The following is a 14,755-nucleotide window of genomic DNA, read 5'->3' as shown; positions in this document are numbered from 1 at the left end:
CATGAAAGCACTTGTTATCGCGACCTTCGCCGCCTCCCTGGCGTTGCTCAGCAGTTGCTCGGTGAGCGCCGCCGAAACCGACCTGGTCAAGCAGGGCGAATACCTGGCCCGCGCCGGTGACTGCGTGGCCTGCCACACGGCCAAGGGCGGCAAGCCCTTCGCCGGCGGCCTGCCGATGGAAACCCCGATCGGCGTGATCTACTCCACCAACATCACTCCGGACAAGACTGGCCTGGGCGACTACAGCTTCGAAGACTTCGACAAGGCCGTGCGCCATGGCGTCGCCAAGAGCGGCAGTACGCTTTACCCGGCGATGCCCTACCCGTCTTACGCGCGTGTCAGCGAAAGCGACATGCAAGCGCTGTATGCGTACTTCATGAAGGGCGTTGAGCCGGTCGCCCAGGAAAACAAGGACAGCGATATTCCGTGGCCCCTGAGCATGCGTTGGCCCTTGGCGGCGTGGCGCTGGATGTTCGCGCCCGAGGTTGCGGATTACCTGGCACCGGCCAATGCCGACCCGGTGCTCAGCCGTGGCGCTTACCTGGTCGAAGGCCTCGGCCACTGCGGCGCGTGCCATACGCCACGGGCCCTGACCATGCAGGAAAAAGCCCTGAGCGCCACGGACGGCAACGCGTTCCTGTCTGGCAGCGCGCCGCTGGAAGGCTGGATTGCCAAGAGCCTGCGCGGCGACCACAAGGACGGCCTCGGCGGTTGGAGCGAGGAACAATTGGTGCAATTTCTCAAGACCGGGCGCAGTGATCGCAGCGCCGTGTTTGGCGGCATGAGCGATGTTGTCGTCCACAGCATGCAGTACATGTCGGAAAACGATCTGACAGCTATCGCCCGTTACCTCAAGAGCCTGCCGGCGGTAGATCCAAAGGACCAGCCGCACCAGTACGACAAGCAAGTCGCAGACGCCTTGTGGAAAGGCGATGACCGCCAGCGCGGAGCCTCGGTGTATATCGATAACTGCGCGGCTTGCCATCGTACCGACGGCCATGGCTACACGCGGGTATTCCCGGCGCTGGCGGGCAACCCGGTGCTGCAGACGGCGGACGCCACGTCGCTGATCAACATCGTGTTGAACGGCGGCACCCTGCCGGCTACCCACGCGGCGCCGTCGCCCTTCACCATGCCGGCATTTGCCTGGCGTCTGTCGGACCAAGAAGTGGCGGATGTCGTCAGTTTCATCCGGGGCAGTTGGGGCAACCGGGGCGCGCCCGTGACCGCCGGCGATGTGAAGGCCCTGCGCGACAACGATATGCACACCACCTCCGGCGATGACCTGGGCCAAGTCACGCAAAAGCATTGACGCGTGCCTGACCGCCAAACGGCACTGGTCAGAAACCTTGTGCCTCGGTACTGTATATAAAAACAGTATCGAGGCGTTTTCATGTCTACTCCGCTGCCGCCCCGTGGCCGGGGCACGGCCACCAACCTGCACAACCGCTTTGCGCCTACGGTCAGCGTGGCCGAGGATGACGGCTGGCATCAGGAAGTGCCGCCGACCCAGGGCACCGAGGTACGTATCGAAACGGCCAAGACCATCATCACCCGTAACAACTCGCCGGACCTGCCGTTCGATCGCTCGATCAACCCCTACCGGGGCTGCGAACATGGCTGCATCTACTGCTATGCGCGGCCCAGCCATGCCTATTGGGACATGTCGCCGGGGCTCGATTTCGAAACCAGGTTGATCGCCAAGAGTAACGCCGCCGATGTGCTGGAACAGCAGTTATCCAAACCCGGCTATGTGTGCGCCCCGATCAACCTGGGCTCCAACACCGACCCCTATCAGCCGATCGAGCGCGAGTACCGGATCACCCGGCAAACCCTTGAAGTGCTGCTGCGCTACCGGCATCCGGTGACCATCATTACCAAGGGCTCGCTGATCCTGCGTGATCTTGATCTGCTGACTGAACTGGCGCGCCAGCGTCTGGTGGCCGTGATGATCAGCCTCACCAGCCTGGACGATGAGCTCAAGCGCATCCTGGAACCCCGCGCGGCGGCGCCCAAGGCGCGGTTGCGGGCTATCCGGGTGATGCGCGAAGCGGGTATCCCTGTGGGTGTGCTGTGCTCGCCGATGATCCCGATGATCAACGACAGTGAGCTGGAGAGCCTGCTGACCGAAGCCCATGCCGCCGGCGCGCAAAGCGCAGCGTACATGATGCTGCGCCTGCCGCTGGAGGTGGCGCCGCTGTTCGAGGAGTGGCTGACAGCGCATTACCCGCAACGGGCGGCCCATGTGATGAGCCTGGTACGCCAGGTGCGCGGTGGTGAGGTCTACGACAGCCGCTTCGGCGTGCGCATGCGTGGCGAAGGGCCGTTTGCCGATCTGCTGGCCCAGCGGTTCAGCAAGGCGATCAAGCGCCTGGGGCTGAATCGGCGGGAAGGCTTCAATCTGGATTGCACGGCGTTTTGCCCACCGGGCAGGCAGATGGCTTTGTTGTAGACTGAAAAGGCGAAACGCGAAGTCCTTGTAGGAATAGTCGCGTTTTGACATCACTGAAACCCCCGATCTAGAGCGGTTCATTCAGTTTGAGTTAAGTTTCGGTGGTTACCTTGTTCAGCGAGTGACTGATGAGTCGGCGCCCCGGTTTTTGGCATTTACAACTATTGCACTGACCGGGCGTCGAATTGCCCTGAACACTCCCCCTGCATTAATCAAGAGGATGAATTATGAGTGACCAGGATAAACAGCCGTTGGCTGCGTCGGCTTCGACCCCTCAGGTGGCGGAAACCGCCGATGCAGCGCTTAAGCACATCGTTGACGGTTTTTTGCATTTCCATCATGACGTCTTCCCCCAGCAGGAAGAACTCTTCAAGAAACTCGCCACGGCCCAAAGCCCACGGGCGATGTTCATTACCTGCGCCGACTCGCGCATCGTGCCCGAGCTGATCACCCAAAGCTCCCCGGGCGACCTGTTCGTGACGCGTAACGTCGGTAACGTGGTACCGCCCTACGGCCAGATGAACGGTGGTGTTTCCACTGCCATCGAGTATGCGGTGCTCGCCTTGGGCGTACAGCACATCATTGTCTGCGGCCACTCCGATTGCGGCGCGATGCGCGCCGTACTCAACCCCGACAGCCTGGAGAAAATGCCGACGGTCAAGGCCTGGCTGCGGCATGCCGAGGTCGCCAAGACCATGGTGCACGACAACTGCGACTGCGCAAGCGAAGGCGAGAGCATGAAGGTGCTGACCGAAGAAAACGTCATCGCCCAGTTGCAACATTTGCGCACCCACCCTTCCGTGGCGTCACGCATGGCCAATGGTCAGTTGTTCATCCATGGTTGGATCTACAACATCGAGACCAGCGAAATCAGAGCCTTTGACGCGGACCAGTCGGCGTTCCGACCGCTGGGCGGCGACGGGCCGATCCCTTGCGCGACGCCTAAAGCGCGCTTCTAAAACACTTCCCTGCCGGGTAAAGCGGTGGCTGCCATGGACGCAGCCAGGCTTTACCGCGCCCGGCAAATGCCTCGGGAGAGCCATTATGCGTGCTGCTCAATTGAAAGCTGTATTGCCACGGGAGCTGCTGGCTTCCGTGGTTGTTTTTCTGGTCGCCCTGCCCCTGTGCATGGGTATCGCGATCGCTTCGGGCATGCCGCCGGCCAAGGGGCTGATCACCGGCATCATCGGTGGCCTGGTGGTAGGTTGGCTGGCGGGTTCGCCGCTGCAGGTCAGCGGCCCGGCTGCGGGTCTGGCGGTGCTGGTGTTTGAGCTGGTGCGCCAGCACGGCATGCTGATGCTTGGGCCGATTCTGTTGCTGGCGGGTTTCCTGCAACTGGTTGCCGGGCGTTTGCGCTTGGGCTGCTGGTTCCGTGTCACGGCCCCAGCCGTGGTGTATGGCATGCTGGCGGGGATCGGCGTGTTGATTGTGCTGTCGCAGATCCACGTGATGCTCGACGGCGCACCCAAGCCTTCCGGGCTGGATAACCTGGTAGGTTTCCCGGCGGCTTTGGCTGACGCGATTCCGGCCCTGGGCGGTGGCCTGGGCTGGCAGGCGGGACTGCTCGGTTTGTCGACGATGCTGGTGATGTACGTATGGGATAAGTTTCGTCCGCAAGGTCTGCGCTTTGTACCGGGTGCCTTGTTGGGTGTGGGCCTGACCACCGTAGTCAGCCTGGTGCTGGCGTTGCAGGTCAAGCGCGTGGAAGTCCCGGAAAACCTCGCCGATGCCATTGATTGGCTGCGCCCCAGCGACTTGCTGAACCTCGCCGATCCGCAACTGTTGATCGCCGCGTTCGCCGTGGCGTTTATCGCCAGTGCCGAAACCCTGCTGTCCGCCGCGGCGGTCGATCGCATGCACAGCGGTCAGCGTTCTGATTTCGACAAGGAATTATCCGCTCAAGGTGTAGGCAACATGCTTTGCGGGCTGGTTGGCGCTTTGCCGATGACGGGTGTGATCGTGCGCAGCTCGGCCAACGTGCAGGCCGGTGCCACCACGCGTTTGTCGGCAATGTTCCACGGGTTGTGGTTGCTGGCGTTCGTGCTGCTGCTGTCGAGTGTGCTGCAAAGCATTCCGGTGGCGAGCCTGGCGGGCGTGTTGGTGTACACCGGGATCAAGCTGGTGGACATCAAGGCGTTCAAGGCACTGGGCCGCTACGGGCGGATGCCGATGTTTACCTACGCTGCCACGGCGTTGGCGATCATCTTCACCGACCTACTGACCGGCGTGCTGGTGGGCTTCGGGTTGACGTTGGTCAAGCTGGCGTTTAAGGCATCGAGGCTGAAAGTCAGCCTGATCGACCTGCCGCAGGAGGCTGAAATGGAGTTGCGCCTGACGGGGGCGGCTACCTTCCTGAAAGTGCCCGCGCTGACCCAGGTGCTGGCGACGGTGCCGGCAGGAACGACCTTGCACGTGCCCCTGAGCAACCTGAGCTATATCGACCATTCTTGCCTGGAACTGCTGGAAGAATGGGGGCGCGCCAACGCGGCCAAAGGCTCCAAGCTGGTCATCGAAGCGCGTGGGTTGAAGCGGCGATTGGAAGGGCGGATTCGCATGACGACGGGGATAGGTTCGGCAGCCTCGGCTGGCTGACGAAACCGGATCGAAATGTGGGAGCGGGCTTGCTCGCGAATGCGGTTTGTCAGTCACAGATGTATCAACTGAACCGCCGCATTCGCGAGCAAGCCCGCTCCCACATTTGATCTCTATCGGTACGGAAAATCAGGCAGGCTGATCCAACGCCAATTCAACCCCCAACTGCCGCGACAGGCACGGCCAGCGCTTCCAGGCGGCTTCCGTTTGCGGACTCTTGAGCTTTTCGCGATAGACCTCGACCGACTCCAGCGCAAAGCTCTCATCGTTGAGCATTTCATCCACCGCGTGGTGCACCGCTTCATCCAGCTGGTTGGCGAAGGCTTCGCCGATCAGTCGATGGGCAATGACATTGGCCACCGTGGTGTCCGCCGGAATCAACGGCTGGCCGAAGTGCTTGATGTACAGATCGTTGACCTCTTCCACCAAGCGGTGGGCCAGATAGGCCTCGTCCAGCAGGCCGTCGAGCCCTTCATGGCCGGCCAGGATGGCGGGTGGCTGCAGGAAGAAATGCTCGGCGATCTTCAGCACCGGCTTGATCTGGCTTTCGATACCGGCTTCGCGGGCCACGTCGTTGGCGGCGTCCAGCAAATCCGGGACGAGATCGATGTAGGCGGTAACAAAGCGCGTCATGACCATGTTGCGATCACCGTCAGCCAGGGAAATGGCCGAATGCAGGTGCGGCAATTGTTTTTCCAGTTGCTGGGCAAGCTGGCCCGTGCTGGTTTCGTGTTGATGGGCACGGGAAATCTGCTCGCGCAATGCGGCGGTGTTCATGAAGGCTCCAATGATTGCAGGTGTAGGAAAAGGGAGAAGTTAAGGTAGCTCGTTTATACGAGGGCCTCAGACGCATTTGTCATAATTATTTCATGGTTATGCATCGCCGTTATATCGAATTGCCATCGTTTGCCGAATAAACGATTCCGCTCCCGGTTTTGTTGGCTCGGGCCGATCATTTCCGCTTCATTTGCCCCTACACATTGCGGGGTTGCAGAGCCTGTCTATACTCGGATTTGTAGGCGATTAGCTGATGACGCCAGACTGCATAAGCAGGCAAGGCTAAGCGGTTGTAGGCACTATGGAAGCCGCTCCCTTCGACGCAGGTGCAAACCGGCGGGATAACAAGAACGATAAGGGGAACCCGCAATGATGCGACATCCACACGTTTGGATGGGCCTCCTGTTGTCGTCGGTATTCGGCCAGGCCCATGCCGCCTGGACAACGAATATGGCGCCAGGGGCCACCGAGGTCAGTCACGCAGTGTTCGACCTGCACATGACCATTTTCTGGATCTGTGTGGTGATCGGCGTCATCGTGTTTGGCGCGATGTTCTGGTCGATGATCCTTCACCGCCGCTCCACCGGCCAGGTCGCGGCCAAGTTCCACGAGAGCACCACCGTGGAAATCCTCTGGACCGTGGTGCCGTTGTTGATTCTGGTTGCGATGGCCATCCCCGCGACCAAGACCCTGATCAATATCTACGACAGCAGTGAATCGGATATCGATATCCAGGTCACCGGTTACCAGTGGAAATGGCATTACAAATACCTGGGTCAGGACGTGGAATTCTTCAGCAACCTGGCCACGCCCGCCGAACAGATTCGTAACCAGGCGACCAAGGGCGAACATTACCTGCTGGAAGTTGACCAGCCGTTGGTGCTGCCGGTGGGAGCCAAGGTGCGCTTTCTGGTGACGGCCGCCGACGTAATCCATTCGTGGTGGGTGCCGGCGTTTGCGGTCAAGCGCGACGCCATTCCCGGCTTCGTCAACGAGGCCTGGACCCGTGTCGAGAAGCCCGGCATCTACCGCGGCCAGTGCGCCGAACTGTGCGGCAAGGACCACGGTTTCATGCCCATCGTGGTCGAGGTCAAGTCCAGGGCCGACTACGACACCTGGCTCGGCGAGCGCAAGCAAGAGGCCGCCAAGCTCAAGGAGCTGACCTCCAAGGAGTGGACGCTTGAAGAGCTGGTAGCGCGTGGCGACAAGGTCTACCACACCACCTGTGTGGCCTGCCACCAGGCTGAAGGCCAGGGCCTGCCGCCGATGTTCCCGGCGCTCAAGGGCTCGAAAATCGCCACCGGGCCCGCGGCCGATCACCTGAACATCGTCTACAACGGCAAGCCTGGCACCGCGATGGCGGCCTTCGGCAAGCAGCTCTCGGAAGTGGACATCGCCGCCGTGGTGACCTACGAGCGCAACGCCTGGGGCAATAACAAAGGCGACATGGTCACGCCCAAAGACGTGCTGGCCATCAAGCAGGCGCAAAGCCAATGAACGACTTCATGGCATTTACCTCGACCCGCCCCGCCCACTCGCTTGCAGGAGAACGGCCATGAGCGCTGTGATCGATGACCATGGTCACGCCGACCATGCCCATGGCCCCGCCAAGGGGTTGATGCGCTGGGTGCTGACCACCAACCACAAAGACATTGGCACCATGTACTTGTGGTTCGCCTTCGCCATGTTCCTGCTCGGCGGTTCGTTCGCCATGGTGATCCGTGCCGAACTGTTCCAGCCGGGCCTGCAGATCGTGGAGCCGGCGTTCTTCAACCAGATGACCACCATGCACGGCCTGATCATGGTGTTCGGCGCGGTGATGCCGGCGTTTGTCGGCCTGGCCAACTGGATGATCCCGCTGATGATCGGCGCGCCGGACATGGCCCTGCCGCGCATGAACAACTTCAGCTTCTGGCTGCTGCCGGCTGCCTTCCTGCTGCTGGTCTCGACGCTGTTCAGCCCCGGTGGCGGGCCGAATTTCGGCTGGACGTTCTACGCGCCGCTGTCCACCACCTACGCGCCGGAAAGCGTAACGTTCTTTATCTTCGCCATTCACTTGATGGGCATCAGTTCGATCATGGGCGCGATCAACGTGGTCGCCACCATCCTCAACCTGCGCGCGCCGGGTATGACGTTGATGAAAATGCCGCTGTTCGTCTGGACCTGGCTGATCACCGCGTTCCTGCTGATCGCGGTGATGCCGGTACTGGCCGGTTGCGTGACCATGATGCTGATGGATATCCACTTCGGCACCAGCTTTTTCAGTGCGTCCGGCGGCGGTGACCCGGTGCTGTTCCAGCATGTGTTCTGGTTCTTCGGCCACCCCGAGGTGTACATCATGATCCTGCCGGCCTTCGGCGCCGTCAGTTCGATCATCCCGACTTTTTCGCGCAAGCCGCTGTTTGGCTACACCTCGATGGTCTACGCCACGGCGAGCATCGCGTTCCTGTCGTTCATCGTGTGGGCGCACCACATGTTCGTGGTGGGTATTCCATTGGTGGGCGAGCTGTTCTTCATGTACGCCACGCTGCTGATCGCCGTGCCGACCGGGGTAAAGGTGTTCAACTGGGTCAGCACCATGTGGCAAGGCTCGCTGACGTTCGAAACGCCGATGCTGTTTGCCGTGGCGTTCGTGATCCTGTTCACCATCGGCGGCTTCTCCGGGCTGATGCTTGCGATTGCCCCGGCGGACTTCCAGTACCACGACACCTACTTTGTGGTGGCGCACTTCCATTACGTACTGGTGCCCGGCGCGATCTTCGGCATCTTCGCCTCGGCCTACTACTGGTTGCCGAAGTGGACCGGCCACATGTACGACGAAACCCTGGGCAAGTTGCACTTCTGGCTGTCTTTCGTGGGCATGAACATGGCGTTTTTCCCGATGCACTTTGTCGGGCTGGCGGGCATGCCGCGCCGGGTGCCGGACTACAACCTGCAGTTCGCCGACTTCAACATGGTGTCCTCGATTGGTGCCTTCATGTTTGGCGCTACGCAGATATTCTTCCTGTTTATCGTGATCAAGTGCATCCGCGGCGGTACGCCGGCACCGGCCAAACCCTGGGATGGCGCCGAAGGCCTGGAGTGGAGCGTGCCCTCGCCGGCGCCGTACCACACCTTCACTACGCCGCCGGAGGTTAAATGAACCTGACGCCGCAAGCCCCCTGTGGGAGCTGGCTTGCCTGCGATAGCGGTGTATCAGGCGCCGACTCTATCGGCTGCCAGGGCCTCATCGCAGGCAAGCCAGCTCCCACAGAAAGTCAAAAGCGAGCGCTACGCCATGGCTGACTCCGTGCCCCTCAAGCGCTTGGTCACTCGCCTGCTGATCCTGGTGCTGGCGATGTTCGCCTTTGGCTTCGCCCTGGTGCCGATCTACGACGTGATGTGCAAGGCGTTCGGCATCAACGGCAAGACGGCCGGGCAGTACGAGGGCTCCCAGGTGGTGGACCCGTCGCGCCAGGTGCGCGTGCAGTTCCTGTCCACCAACGCCATCGACATGGTCTGGGAATTTCACGCCAAGGCCGATGAAGTGGTAGTCAATCCCGGCGCGGTCACCGAGATGCTGTTCGTGGCCTTCAACCCCACCGACAAGGCCATGACCGCCCAGGCGGTACCGAGCATTTCCCCGGCCGAAGCGGCGATGTATTTCCACAAGACCGAGTGCTTTTGCTTTACCCAGCAAGTGCTGCAGCCAGGCGAGCGCATCGAAATGCCGGTGCGCTTCATCGTCGACCGCGACGTGCCCAAGGATGTGAAGCATCTGACCCTGGCGTACACGCTGTTTGACATCACTGCGCGCCAACCGCCCGCGGCGGTCCGCACCGGGGGCTAGCTACTGTTTGCCCGCTCAATCAGGAGAGCGAATACATGTCGACTCATGATACGTACTACGTACCAGCGCAAAGCAAATGGCCGATAATTGCCACGTTTGGCCTGTTGATCAGCGTGTATGGCCTGGGCCTGTGGTTCAACGACTTGAAGGCTTTGCGCCCGGAATCCCACGGCCCCTGGATCTTTTTCGCCGGTGGCTTGCTGCTGGCGTACATGATGTTTGGCTGGTTTGGTGCGGTGATCAAGGAAAGCCGCGCCGGTTTGTACAGTTCGCAGATGGACCGCTCGTTCCGCTGGGGCATGAGCTGGTTCATCTTTTCCGAAGTGATGTTCTTTATTGCGTTCTTTGGTGCGCTGTTCTACGTACGCCACCTGTCCGCGCCAGCGTTGGCCGGTGAAGGACCCAAGGGCATCGCGCACATGCTGTGGCCGAACTTCGAATTTGCCTGGCCGTTGTTGAATAACCCTGATCCCAAACTGTATCCGGCACCCAAGGGCACCATCAGCCCGTGGGGCCTGCCGCTGGTGAACACCATTTTGCTGGTGAGCTCCAGTGTAACCATCACCCTTGCCCACCATGCCTTGCGCAAAGGCCATCGCGGTGCGCTGAAACTCTGGCTGGCAATCACTGTGCTGCTGGGCGTGGCGTTCCTCGGGTTCCAGGCCGAGGAATATATCCATGCCTACAAGGAGCTCGGGCTCACCCTCGGCTCGGGTGTCTACGGCGCCACCTTCTTCATGCTCACTGGCTTTCACGGCGCTCACGTCACCATCGGCACGATCATTTTGTTCGTGATGCTGATGCGCATCCTCAAGGGTCACTTCGATGCCGAGCACCAGTTCGGTTTCGAGGCGGCCAGTTGGTATTGGCACTTTGTGGATGTGGTGTGGATCGGGCTGTTTTTCTTCGTCTATGTGCTGTGAGGTGCCTCACCACGGCGCATGAGAAACCAGTTGGCCGCTGAAAAAACCCCAGGTGATCAACGCCAGGGTCATCACGGCCAGCACGACACGCACGGTCAAGGCCGTGACGAGGCGGTTGGAGTGGCCCTCGTCCTTGACCAGGAAAAACAAGCCACTGAACAGGCTCACGACAGTCGCGATCAGCATCAGGGCAATGGCTGCTTTGAGCATGGTCAGGCTCCCGGCTTGATGGGCACTTAGGGGAAATGGGCGGGCAATGAAAACAAGTATAGCCAGCGCCATGAAATGCTTTCGTCCCGGGGTCGCACCCACGCTGGTCGTGCTGGTGTTGCTGCCGCTGATGGTCGGCCTGGGGTTCTGGCAACTGTCCCGTGGTCATGAAAAACGGCGGCTGGTGGACAGTTATACCGAGCGGCGTGCGGCTGATCCGGTCAACAGTGCGCAACTCAATGACATCACTGACCCGGCCTTTCGCCGCGTGCAGTTGCGCGGCCAATTCGACGCCGAGCACAGCGTACTGCTCGACAATCGGATGCGCGACGGCAGGGCGGGCGTTGAATTGCTGCAACCTTTCCACGACCAGGCCAGCGGCCTGTGGCTGTTGCTCAATCGCGGCTGGCTGCCCTGGCCGGATCGGCGCACGCCGCCGGTCTTCAGCACCCCTGAACAGCCGTTGAATCTGCAGGCCTGGGTGTACGTCGCCCCCGGCGAAACCTTTCAGTTGCATGCCGACCCGGCGGGTGCGCAATGGCCGCGATTGCTGACCGCACTGCACCCCGCCGCGTTATGGGCTGAGCTGGGCCGTAGCGGTTTCGCCTATGAACTGCGGGCCGAAGCCGGCCCCGGCACCTACGAAACCACTTGGCCCATTGTGGCCATGGGGCCGGAAAAACACCTGGCGTATGCCGTGCAGTGGTTCGCCATGTCGCTGGCCCTGCTGGCGCTTTATCTCTATCTCGGATGGCACAACAAAAAGGAGAAGCCCCATGGGAGCGGCCATGAGTCCACCCAACACATCTGAACTGCCTGACCGGCGCAAAGGCCGTTGGCAGCTGATTCTGATCCTGCTGATGGTCATCGGCCCGATGGCGCTGGCGACCTTCATGTACAAGCTGCAATTCTGGGTCCCGGACGGCCGCAGCTACCATGGCGAACTGATCGGCAATGGCCAGACTCGCGGCGACATTGGTGTGCAGGCCGACGAACAGCGTTGGCAGTTGCTGGTGACCGCGCCCGCCGCCTGCGCCGCCGATTGCCGGCAACTGGTGTACCTCGCGCGCCAGTTGCAGATCGGCCTGGGCCGCGATGCTTCGCGCGCCAGCCATGCCTTGGCCAGCGCGCAGCCCGTCAGCAGCGATTACGCCGCCAAGCTCAAGGCCGAATACCCGCAACTGCAGCGCTATCCGCTGGACCTGTCGACGTTCACTAAAAATGCCAGTGCGCCGGGCGATGCGCAGCTGTGGATCGTTGATCCCCACGGCAACCTGGTGTTGCGCTACGACGCCACGGTCAAGGGCAAGGACTTGCTCAACGACCTGCGCCATTTGCTGAAACTGTCGAACATCGGATAGGGGCATTGTCATGGCCAAACCCGGATTTCGCCTCGCATTGTTTGCCACCTTGCTGGCGCTGGTCGTCGTGCTGCTCGGCGCCTACACCCGCTTGACCCACGCCGGCCTGGGTTGCCCGGATTGGCCCGGCTGCTACGGTTTTATCAGCGTGCCGCAAAGTGAAGCCCAACTGGCCCATGCCGAGTTGCATTTTCCTGATACACCGGTGGAAGCGGCCAAGGGCTGGAGCGAGATGATTCATCGCTACTTTGCCGGCACGCTGGGTGTACTGATCGCGCTGCTGGCGGCGCGTTCCTGGAGCCATCGGCGTGATCCGGGCCAACCGGTGAAACTGCCGTTGTTCGTGCTGGCGGTGGTGGTTGCCCAGGCGGCGTTTGGCATGTGGACGGTGACGTTGAAGCTGTGGCCGCAGGTGGTGACAGGTCATCTTTTGGGCGGCTTTGCCACCTTGAGCCTGCTGTTTTTGCTGACGTTGCGCCTGTCCGGGGTGTTGCCCGCATTGATCGTGCCCAAGCGTCTGCAATATTGGGCCACCGCCGGGCTGGTGCTGGTGATCGCGCAGATTGCGCTCGGCGGTTGGGTCAGCTCCAATTATGCGGCGGTGGCCTGTGTTGATTTGCCGACGTGTCATGGTGATTGGTGGCCGGCTGCGGATTTCGCCAATGGCTTTCACCTCACCCAGCACATCGGCCCCAACTACCTTGGCGGGCAATTGGACAGCGAAGCGCGCACCGCCATCCACCTGACCCACCGCGCTGGCGCCGTGATCGTCAGCCTGGTGCTGCTCGGCCTGGCATGGCAACTGCGCGCGGTCGGCATGACGCGATTGGCGGGTTTGCTGCTGATGGCCCTGGCCGCGCAAGTCTGCCTGGGTGTGAGCAATGTGTATTTCGGCCTGCCGCTGCCGGTGGCGGTCGGGCATAACGCCGGGGGCGCGGCGCTGTTGCTGAGCCTGGTGCTGGTCAATTATCACGCGCGCACCAGCCTGGTCCGGGTGCGCAAGCCGCTGCCATTCGCTTGGCGATTTATCCCGCGCAAACCGGTGTCGGGCCTGATGACCCTTAAAGGAGAGATGCCATGGCGACCCTGATCGGCGCGCGCCACGGCCAGGCGATCTGGCGTGACTACCTGGAGCTGACCAAGCCGAAGGTGGTGGTGCTGATGCTCATCACTTCCTTGGTGGGGATGTTCCTGGCGACCCGTGCCGGCGTGCCATGGACGGTGCTGGTGTTCGGCAACCTGGGGATTGCCCTGTGTGCGGGCGGCGCGGCGGCGGTCAACCACGTGGTGGACCGACGGATTGACACGATGATGGCGCGCACCCATAAGCGGCCATTGGCAGAGGGGCGCGTCTCACCACTGGCGGCGTTGGCGTTTGCATTGTTTCTGGCTGTTGCAGGGCTGGCGCTGTTGCTGGCGTTCACCAATGCGCTGGCGGCATGGCTCACCCTGGCTTCGTTGCTGGGCTACGCGCTGATCTACACCGGCTTTTTAAAGCGCGCGACGCCGCAGAATATTGTCATCGGCGGGCTGGCCGGCGCGGCGCCGCCGTTGTTGGGGTGGGTTGCCGTTACCGGCCACGTCAGCGCCGAACCCTTGCTGCTGGTGCTGATCATCTTTGCCTGGACCCCGCCGCACTTCTGGGCGCTGGCCATTCACCGCAAGGAGGAATACGCCAAGGCGGATATTCCGATGCTGCCGGTCACCCATGGCGAGCACTACACCAAGGTGCACATCCTGCTTTACACCTTTGTTCTATTGGCGGTGAGTCTTATGCCCTATGTGATCCATATGAGCGGCTTGCTCTACCTTGCGTGCGCGCTGGTATTGGGCGGGCGCTTTCTGCAATGGGCCTGGGTGTTGTACCGTGGTGCTCGGCCGCACGCGGCGATCAACACCTTCAAGTACTCTATCTGGTACCTGTTCCTGCTGTTTATCGCCCTGCTCGTAGATCACTACCTACTGTTGAACCTATGACTCGAACTCAAAAGACTGTCTTCATCCTGGTGGCCCTGGTGGCATTGATCATGGGCCTGACCGTTAACAAAGTGCTCTCGGGCAAGGGCCAGGGCGACCCCACCGCGCTGATCGACGCCGGCATCATCCTGCTGCCACAAAGCCGTCAATTGCCGCCGGTGACCATGACAGACCAGAACGGCCAGCCGGTGCTCGTCAACGAATTGAAAGGCAAGTGGAGCCTGCTGTTCTTCGGCTACACTTTCTGCCCGGATATCTGCCCCACCACCCTTGCCCAACTGCGCCAGATCAAGAGCGAGCTGCCCAAGGACGTTGTGGATAAGTTGCAGGTGGTCCTGGTGAGCGTCGACCCGAACCGCGATACGCCGACCCAGCTCAAGCAGTACCTGGGCTACTTCGATCCGCAGTTCCAGGGCCTCACCGGCGCGAATGTGGAGGATGTACAAAAAGTCTCGAATGCCGTGAGCATACCGTTCATTCCCGCCGACACTAGCAAGCCCAACTACACCGTCGACCACAGCGGCAACCTCGCGCTGATCGGGCCGGATGGGACGCAGCGCGGGTTTATTCGTGCGCCGCTGAACAGCCAGAAGCTGGTGGCGCAATTGCCGGGGTTGGTAAAGCGTCAGTAACA

15 protein-coding genes are annotated in these 14,755 nt (G+C 61.3%); 13 read left to right on the top strand and 2 right to left on the bottom strand.

What is annotated here, in order from left to right:
* Position 1 precedes the first annotated feature (1 nt).
* From ACLH0H_RS08670 to ACLH0H_RS08655, 4 genes are all read left to right on the top strand, one after another.
* Positions 2 to 1,312: a c-type cytochrome gene (locus tag ACLH0H_RS08670; RefSeq protein ID WP_411381711.1), complete on the top strand. Its 1,311-nt coding sequence runs from the start codon at positions 2 to 4 to the stop codon at positions 1,310 to 1,312.
* A gap of 81 nt (positions 1,313 to 1,393) precedes the next feature.
* Positions 1,394 to 2,452: a PA0069 family radical SAM protein gene (locus ACLH0H_RS08665; RefSeq protein ID WP_411381710.1), complete on the top strand. Its 1,059-nt coding sequence runs from the start codon at positions 1,394 to 1,396 to the stop codon at positions 2,450 to 2,452.
* A 227-nt stretch (positions 2,453 to 2,679) separates the two neighbouring features.
* On the top strand, positions 2,680 to 3,411 hold the full coding sequence (locus ACLH0H_RS08660) for a carbonic anhydrase (RefSeq protein ID WP_076952208.1): 732 nt from the start codon (positions 2,680 to 2,682) through the stop codon (positions 3,409 to 3,411).
* A gap of 85 nt (positions 3,412 to 3,496) precedes the next feature.
* Positions 3,497 to 5,044: a SulP family inorganic anion transporter gene (locus ACLH0H_RS08655; RefSeq protein ID WP_411381709.1), complete on the top strand. Its 1,548-nt coding sequence runs from the start codon at positions 3,497 to 3,499 to the stop codon at positions 5,042 to 5,044.
* A gap of 129 nt (positions 5,045 to 5,173) precedes the next feature.
* On the opposite strand, the gene ACLH0H_RS08650 is transcribed toward ACLH0H_RS08655, so the two are convergent.
* On the bottom strand, positions 5,174 to 5,821 hold the full coding sequence (locus ACLH0H_RS08650; RefSeq protein WP_411381708.1) for a hypothetical protein: 648 nt from the start codon (positions 5,819 to 5,821) through the stop codon (positions 5,174 to 5,176).
* Between the two features lie 369 nt (positions 5,822 to 6,190).
* Here ACLH0H_RS08650 and coxB point away from each other — a divergent pair, with 369 nt between their 5' ends.
* The 4 genes from coxB to ACLH0H_RS08630 all read left to right on the top strand — a co-directional run bounded on the left by coxB (position 6,191) and on the right by ACLH0H_RS08630 (position 10,573).
* Positions 6,191 to 7,318 (top strand): cytochrome c oxidase subunit II, encoded by a 1,128-nt coding sequence (gene coxB, locus ACLH0H_RS08645; protein ID WP_307387901.1) that lies wholly within the window; start codon positions 6,191 to 6,193, stop codon positions 7,316 to 7,318.
* Positions 7,319 to 7,376: 58 nt separating this feature from the next.
* Positions 7,377 to 8,963 carry a cytochrome c oxidase subunit I gene (gene ctaD, locus ACLH0H_RS08640; protein ID WP_076952212.1) on the top strand — a complete coding sequence of 529 codons (1,587 nt, stop codon included), beginning with the start codon at positions 7,377 to 7,379 and terminating at the stop codon, positions 8,961 to 8,963.
* Between the two features lie 135 nt (positions 8,964 to 9,098).
* Positions 9,099 to 9,650 (top strand): cytochrome c oxidase assembly protein, encoded by a 552-nt coding sequence (locus ACLH0H_RS08635; protein ID WP_411381707.1) that lies wholly within the window; start codon positions 9,099 to 9,101, stop codon positions 9,648 to 9,650.
* 35 nt (positions 9,651 to 9,685) lie between these two features.
* Entirely contained in the window at positions 9,686 to 10,573 is an 888-nt protein-coding gene (locus ACLH0H_RS08630; RefSeq protein WP_411381706.1) for a cytochrome c oxidase subunit 3, read from the top strand.
* A gap of 6 nt (positions 10,574 to 10,579) precedes the next feature.
* On the opposite strand, the gene ACLH0H_RS08625 is transcribed toward ACLH0H_RS08630, so the two are convergent.
* The gene (locus ACLH0H_RS08625) at positions 10,580 to 10,783 is read right to left on the bottom strand and encodes a twin transmembrane helix small protein (protein WP_029290319.1); all 204 of its coding nucleotides are present in this window, start codon (positions 10,781 to 10,783) and stop codon (positions 10,580 to 10,582) included.
* A 46-nt stretch (positions 10,784 to 10,829) separates the two neighbouring features.
* On the opposite strand from ACLH0H_RS08625, the gene ACLH0H_RS08620 reads away from it, so the two are divergent.
* From ACLH0H_RS08620 to ACLH0H_RS08600, 5 genes are read left to right on the top strand one after another with little or no spacing between them, the layout of a single operon-like run.
* On the top strand, positions 10,830 to 11,594 hold the full coding sequence (locus tag ACLH0H_RS08620; RefSeq protein ID WP_411381705.1) for an SURF1 family protein: 765 nt from the start codon (positions 10,830 to 10,832) through the stop codon (positions 11,592 to 11,594).
* The gene (locus ACLH0H_RS08615; protein ID WP_076952275.1) at positions 11,560 to 12,144 is read left to right on the top strand and encodes a hypothetical protein; all 585 of its coding nucleotides are present in this window, start codon (positions 11,560 to 11,562) and stop codon (positions 12,142 to 12,144) included. The genes ACLH0H_RS08620 and ACLH0H_RS08615 overlap by 35 nt, the downstream gene beginning before the upstream one ends.
* Positions 12,145 to 12,154: 10 nt before the next feature.
* Positions 12,155 to 13,234: a COX15/CtaA family protein gene (locus ACLH0H_RS08610; protein ID WP_411381704.1), complete on the top strand. Its 1,080-nt coding sequence runs from the start codon at positions 12,155 to 12,157 to the stop codon at positions 13,232 to 13,234.
* Positions 13,222 to 14,121, top strand: a complete 900-nt coding sequence (cyoE, locus tag ACLH0H_RS08605) for a heme o synthase (protein WP_411381703.1) — start codon at positions 13,222 to 13,224, stop codon at positions 14,119 to 14,121. Before ACLH0H_RS08610 ends, cyoE begins: the two co-directional genes overlap by 13 nt.
* Positions 14,118 to 14,753: an SCO family protein gene (locus ACLH0H_RS08600; RefSeq protein ID WP_411381702.1), complete on the top strand. Its 636-nt coding sequence runs from the start codon at positions 14,118 to 14,120 to the stop codon at positions 14,751 to 14,753. The genes cyoE and ACLH0H_RS08600 overlap by 4 nt, the downstream gene beginning before the upstream one ends.
* Positions 14,754 to 14,755: the final 2 nt, after the last annotated feature.

Source organism: Pseudomonas sp. MPB26 (assembly GCF_046605355.1).
GTDB classification, from domain to species: Bacteria; Pseudomonadota; Gammaproteobacteria; order Pseudomonadales; family Pseudomonadaceae; genus Aquipseudomonas; species Aquipseudomonas cedrina.
Note: the sequence above shows the minus strand (reverse complement) of the source record. Positions and strands in the feature narration are given on the sequence as shown.

Coding starts and splice junctions, on each gene's coding strand:
- ctaD (WP_076952212.1), top strand. CDS start 7,377: ATGAGCGCTGTGATCGATGACCATGGTCACGCCGACCATGCCCATGGC.
- ACLH0H_RS08660 (WP_076952208.1), top strand. CDS start 2,680: ATGAGTGACCAGGATAAACAGCCGTTGGCTGCGTCGGCTTCGACCCCT.
- ACLH0H_RS08655 (WP_411381709.1), top strand. CDS start 3,497: ATGCGTGCTGCTCAATTGAAAGCTGTATTGCCACGGGAGCTGCTGGCT.
- cyoE (WP_411381703.1), top strand. CDS start 13,222: ATGGCGACCCTGATCGGCGCGCGCCACGGCCAGGCGATCTGGCGTGAC.
- coxB (WP_307387901.1), top strand. CDS start 6,191: ATGATGCGACATCCACACGTTTGGATGGGCCTCCTGTTGTCGTCGGTA.
- ACLH0H_RS08630 (WP_411381706.1), top strand. CDS start 9,686: ATGTCGACTCATGATACGTACTACGTACCAGCGCAAAGCAAATGGCCG.
- ACLH0H_RS08610 (WP_411381704.1), top strand. CDS start 12,155: ATGGCCAAACCCGGATTTCGCCTCGCATTGTTTGCCACCTTGCTGGCG.
- ACLH0H_RS08620 (WP_411381705.1), top strand. CDS start 10,830: ATGAAAACAAGTATAGCCAGCGCCATGAAATGCTTTCGTCCCGGGGTC.
- ACLH0H_RS08615 (WP_076952275.1), top strand. CDS start 11,560: ATGGGAGCGGCCATGAGTCCACCCAACACATCTGAACTGCCTGACCGG.
- ACLH0H_RS08635 (WP_411381707.1), top strand. CDS start 9,099: ATGGCTGACTCCGTGCCCCTCAAGCGCTTGGTCACTCGCCTGCTGATC.
- ACLH0H_RS08665 (WP_411381710.1), top strand. CDS start 1,394: ATGTCTACTCCGCTGCCGCCCCGTGGCCGGGGCACGGCCACCAACCTG.
- ACLH0H_RS08670 (WP_411381711.1), top strand. CDS start 2: ATGAAAGCACTTGTTATCGCGACCTTCGCCGCCTCCCTGGCGTTGCTC.
- ACLH0H_RS08600 (WP_411381702.1), top strand. CDS start 14,118: ATGACTCGAACTCAAAAGACTGTCTTCATCCTGGTGGCCCTGGTGGCA.
- ACLH0H_RS08650 (WP_411381708.1), bottom strand. CDS start 5,821: ATGAACACCGCCGCATTGCGCGAGCAGATTTCCCGTGCCCATCAACAC.
- ACLH0H_RS08625 (WP_029290319.1), bottom strand. CDS start 10,783: ATGCTCAAAGCAGCCATTGCCCTGATGCTGATCGCGACTGTCGTGAGC.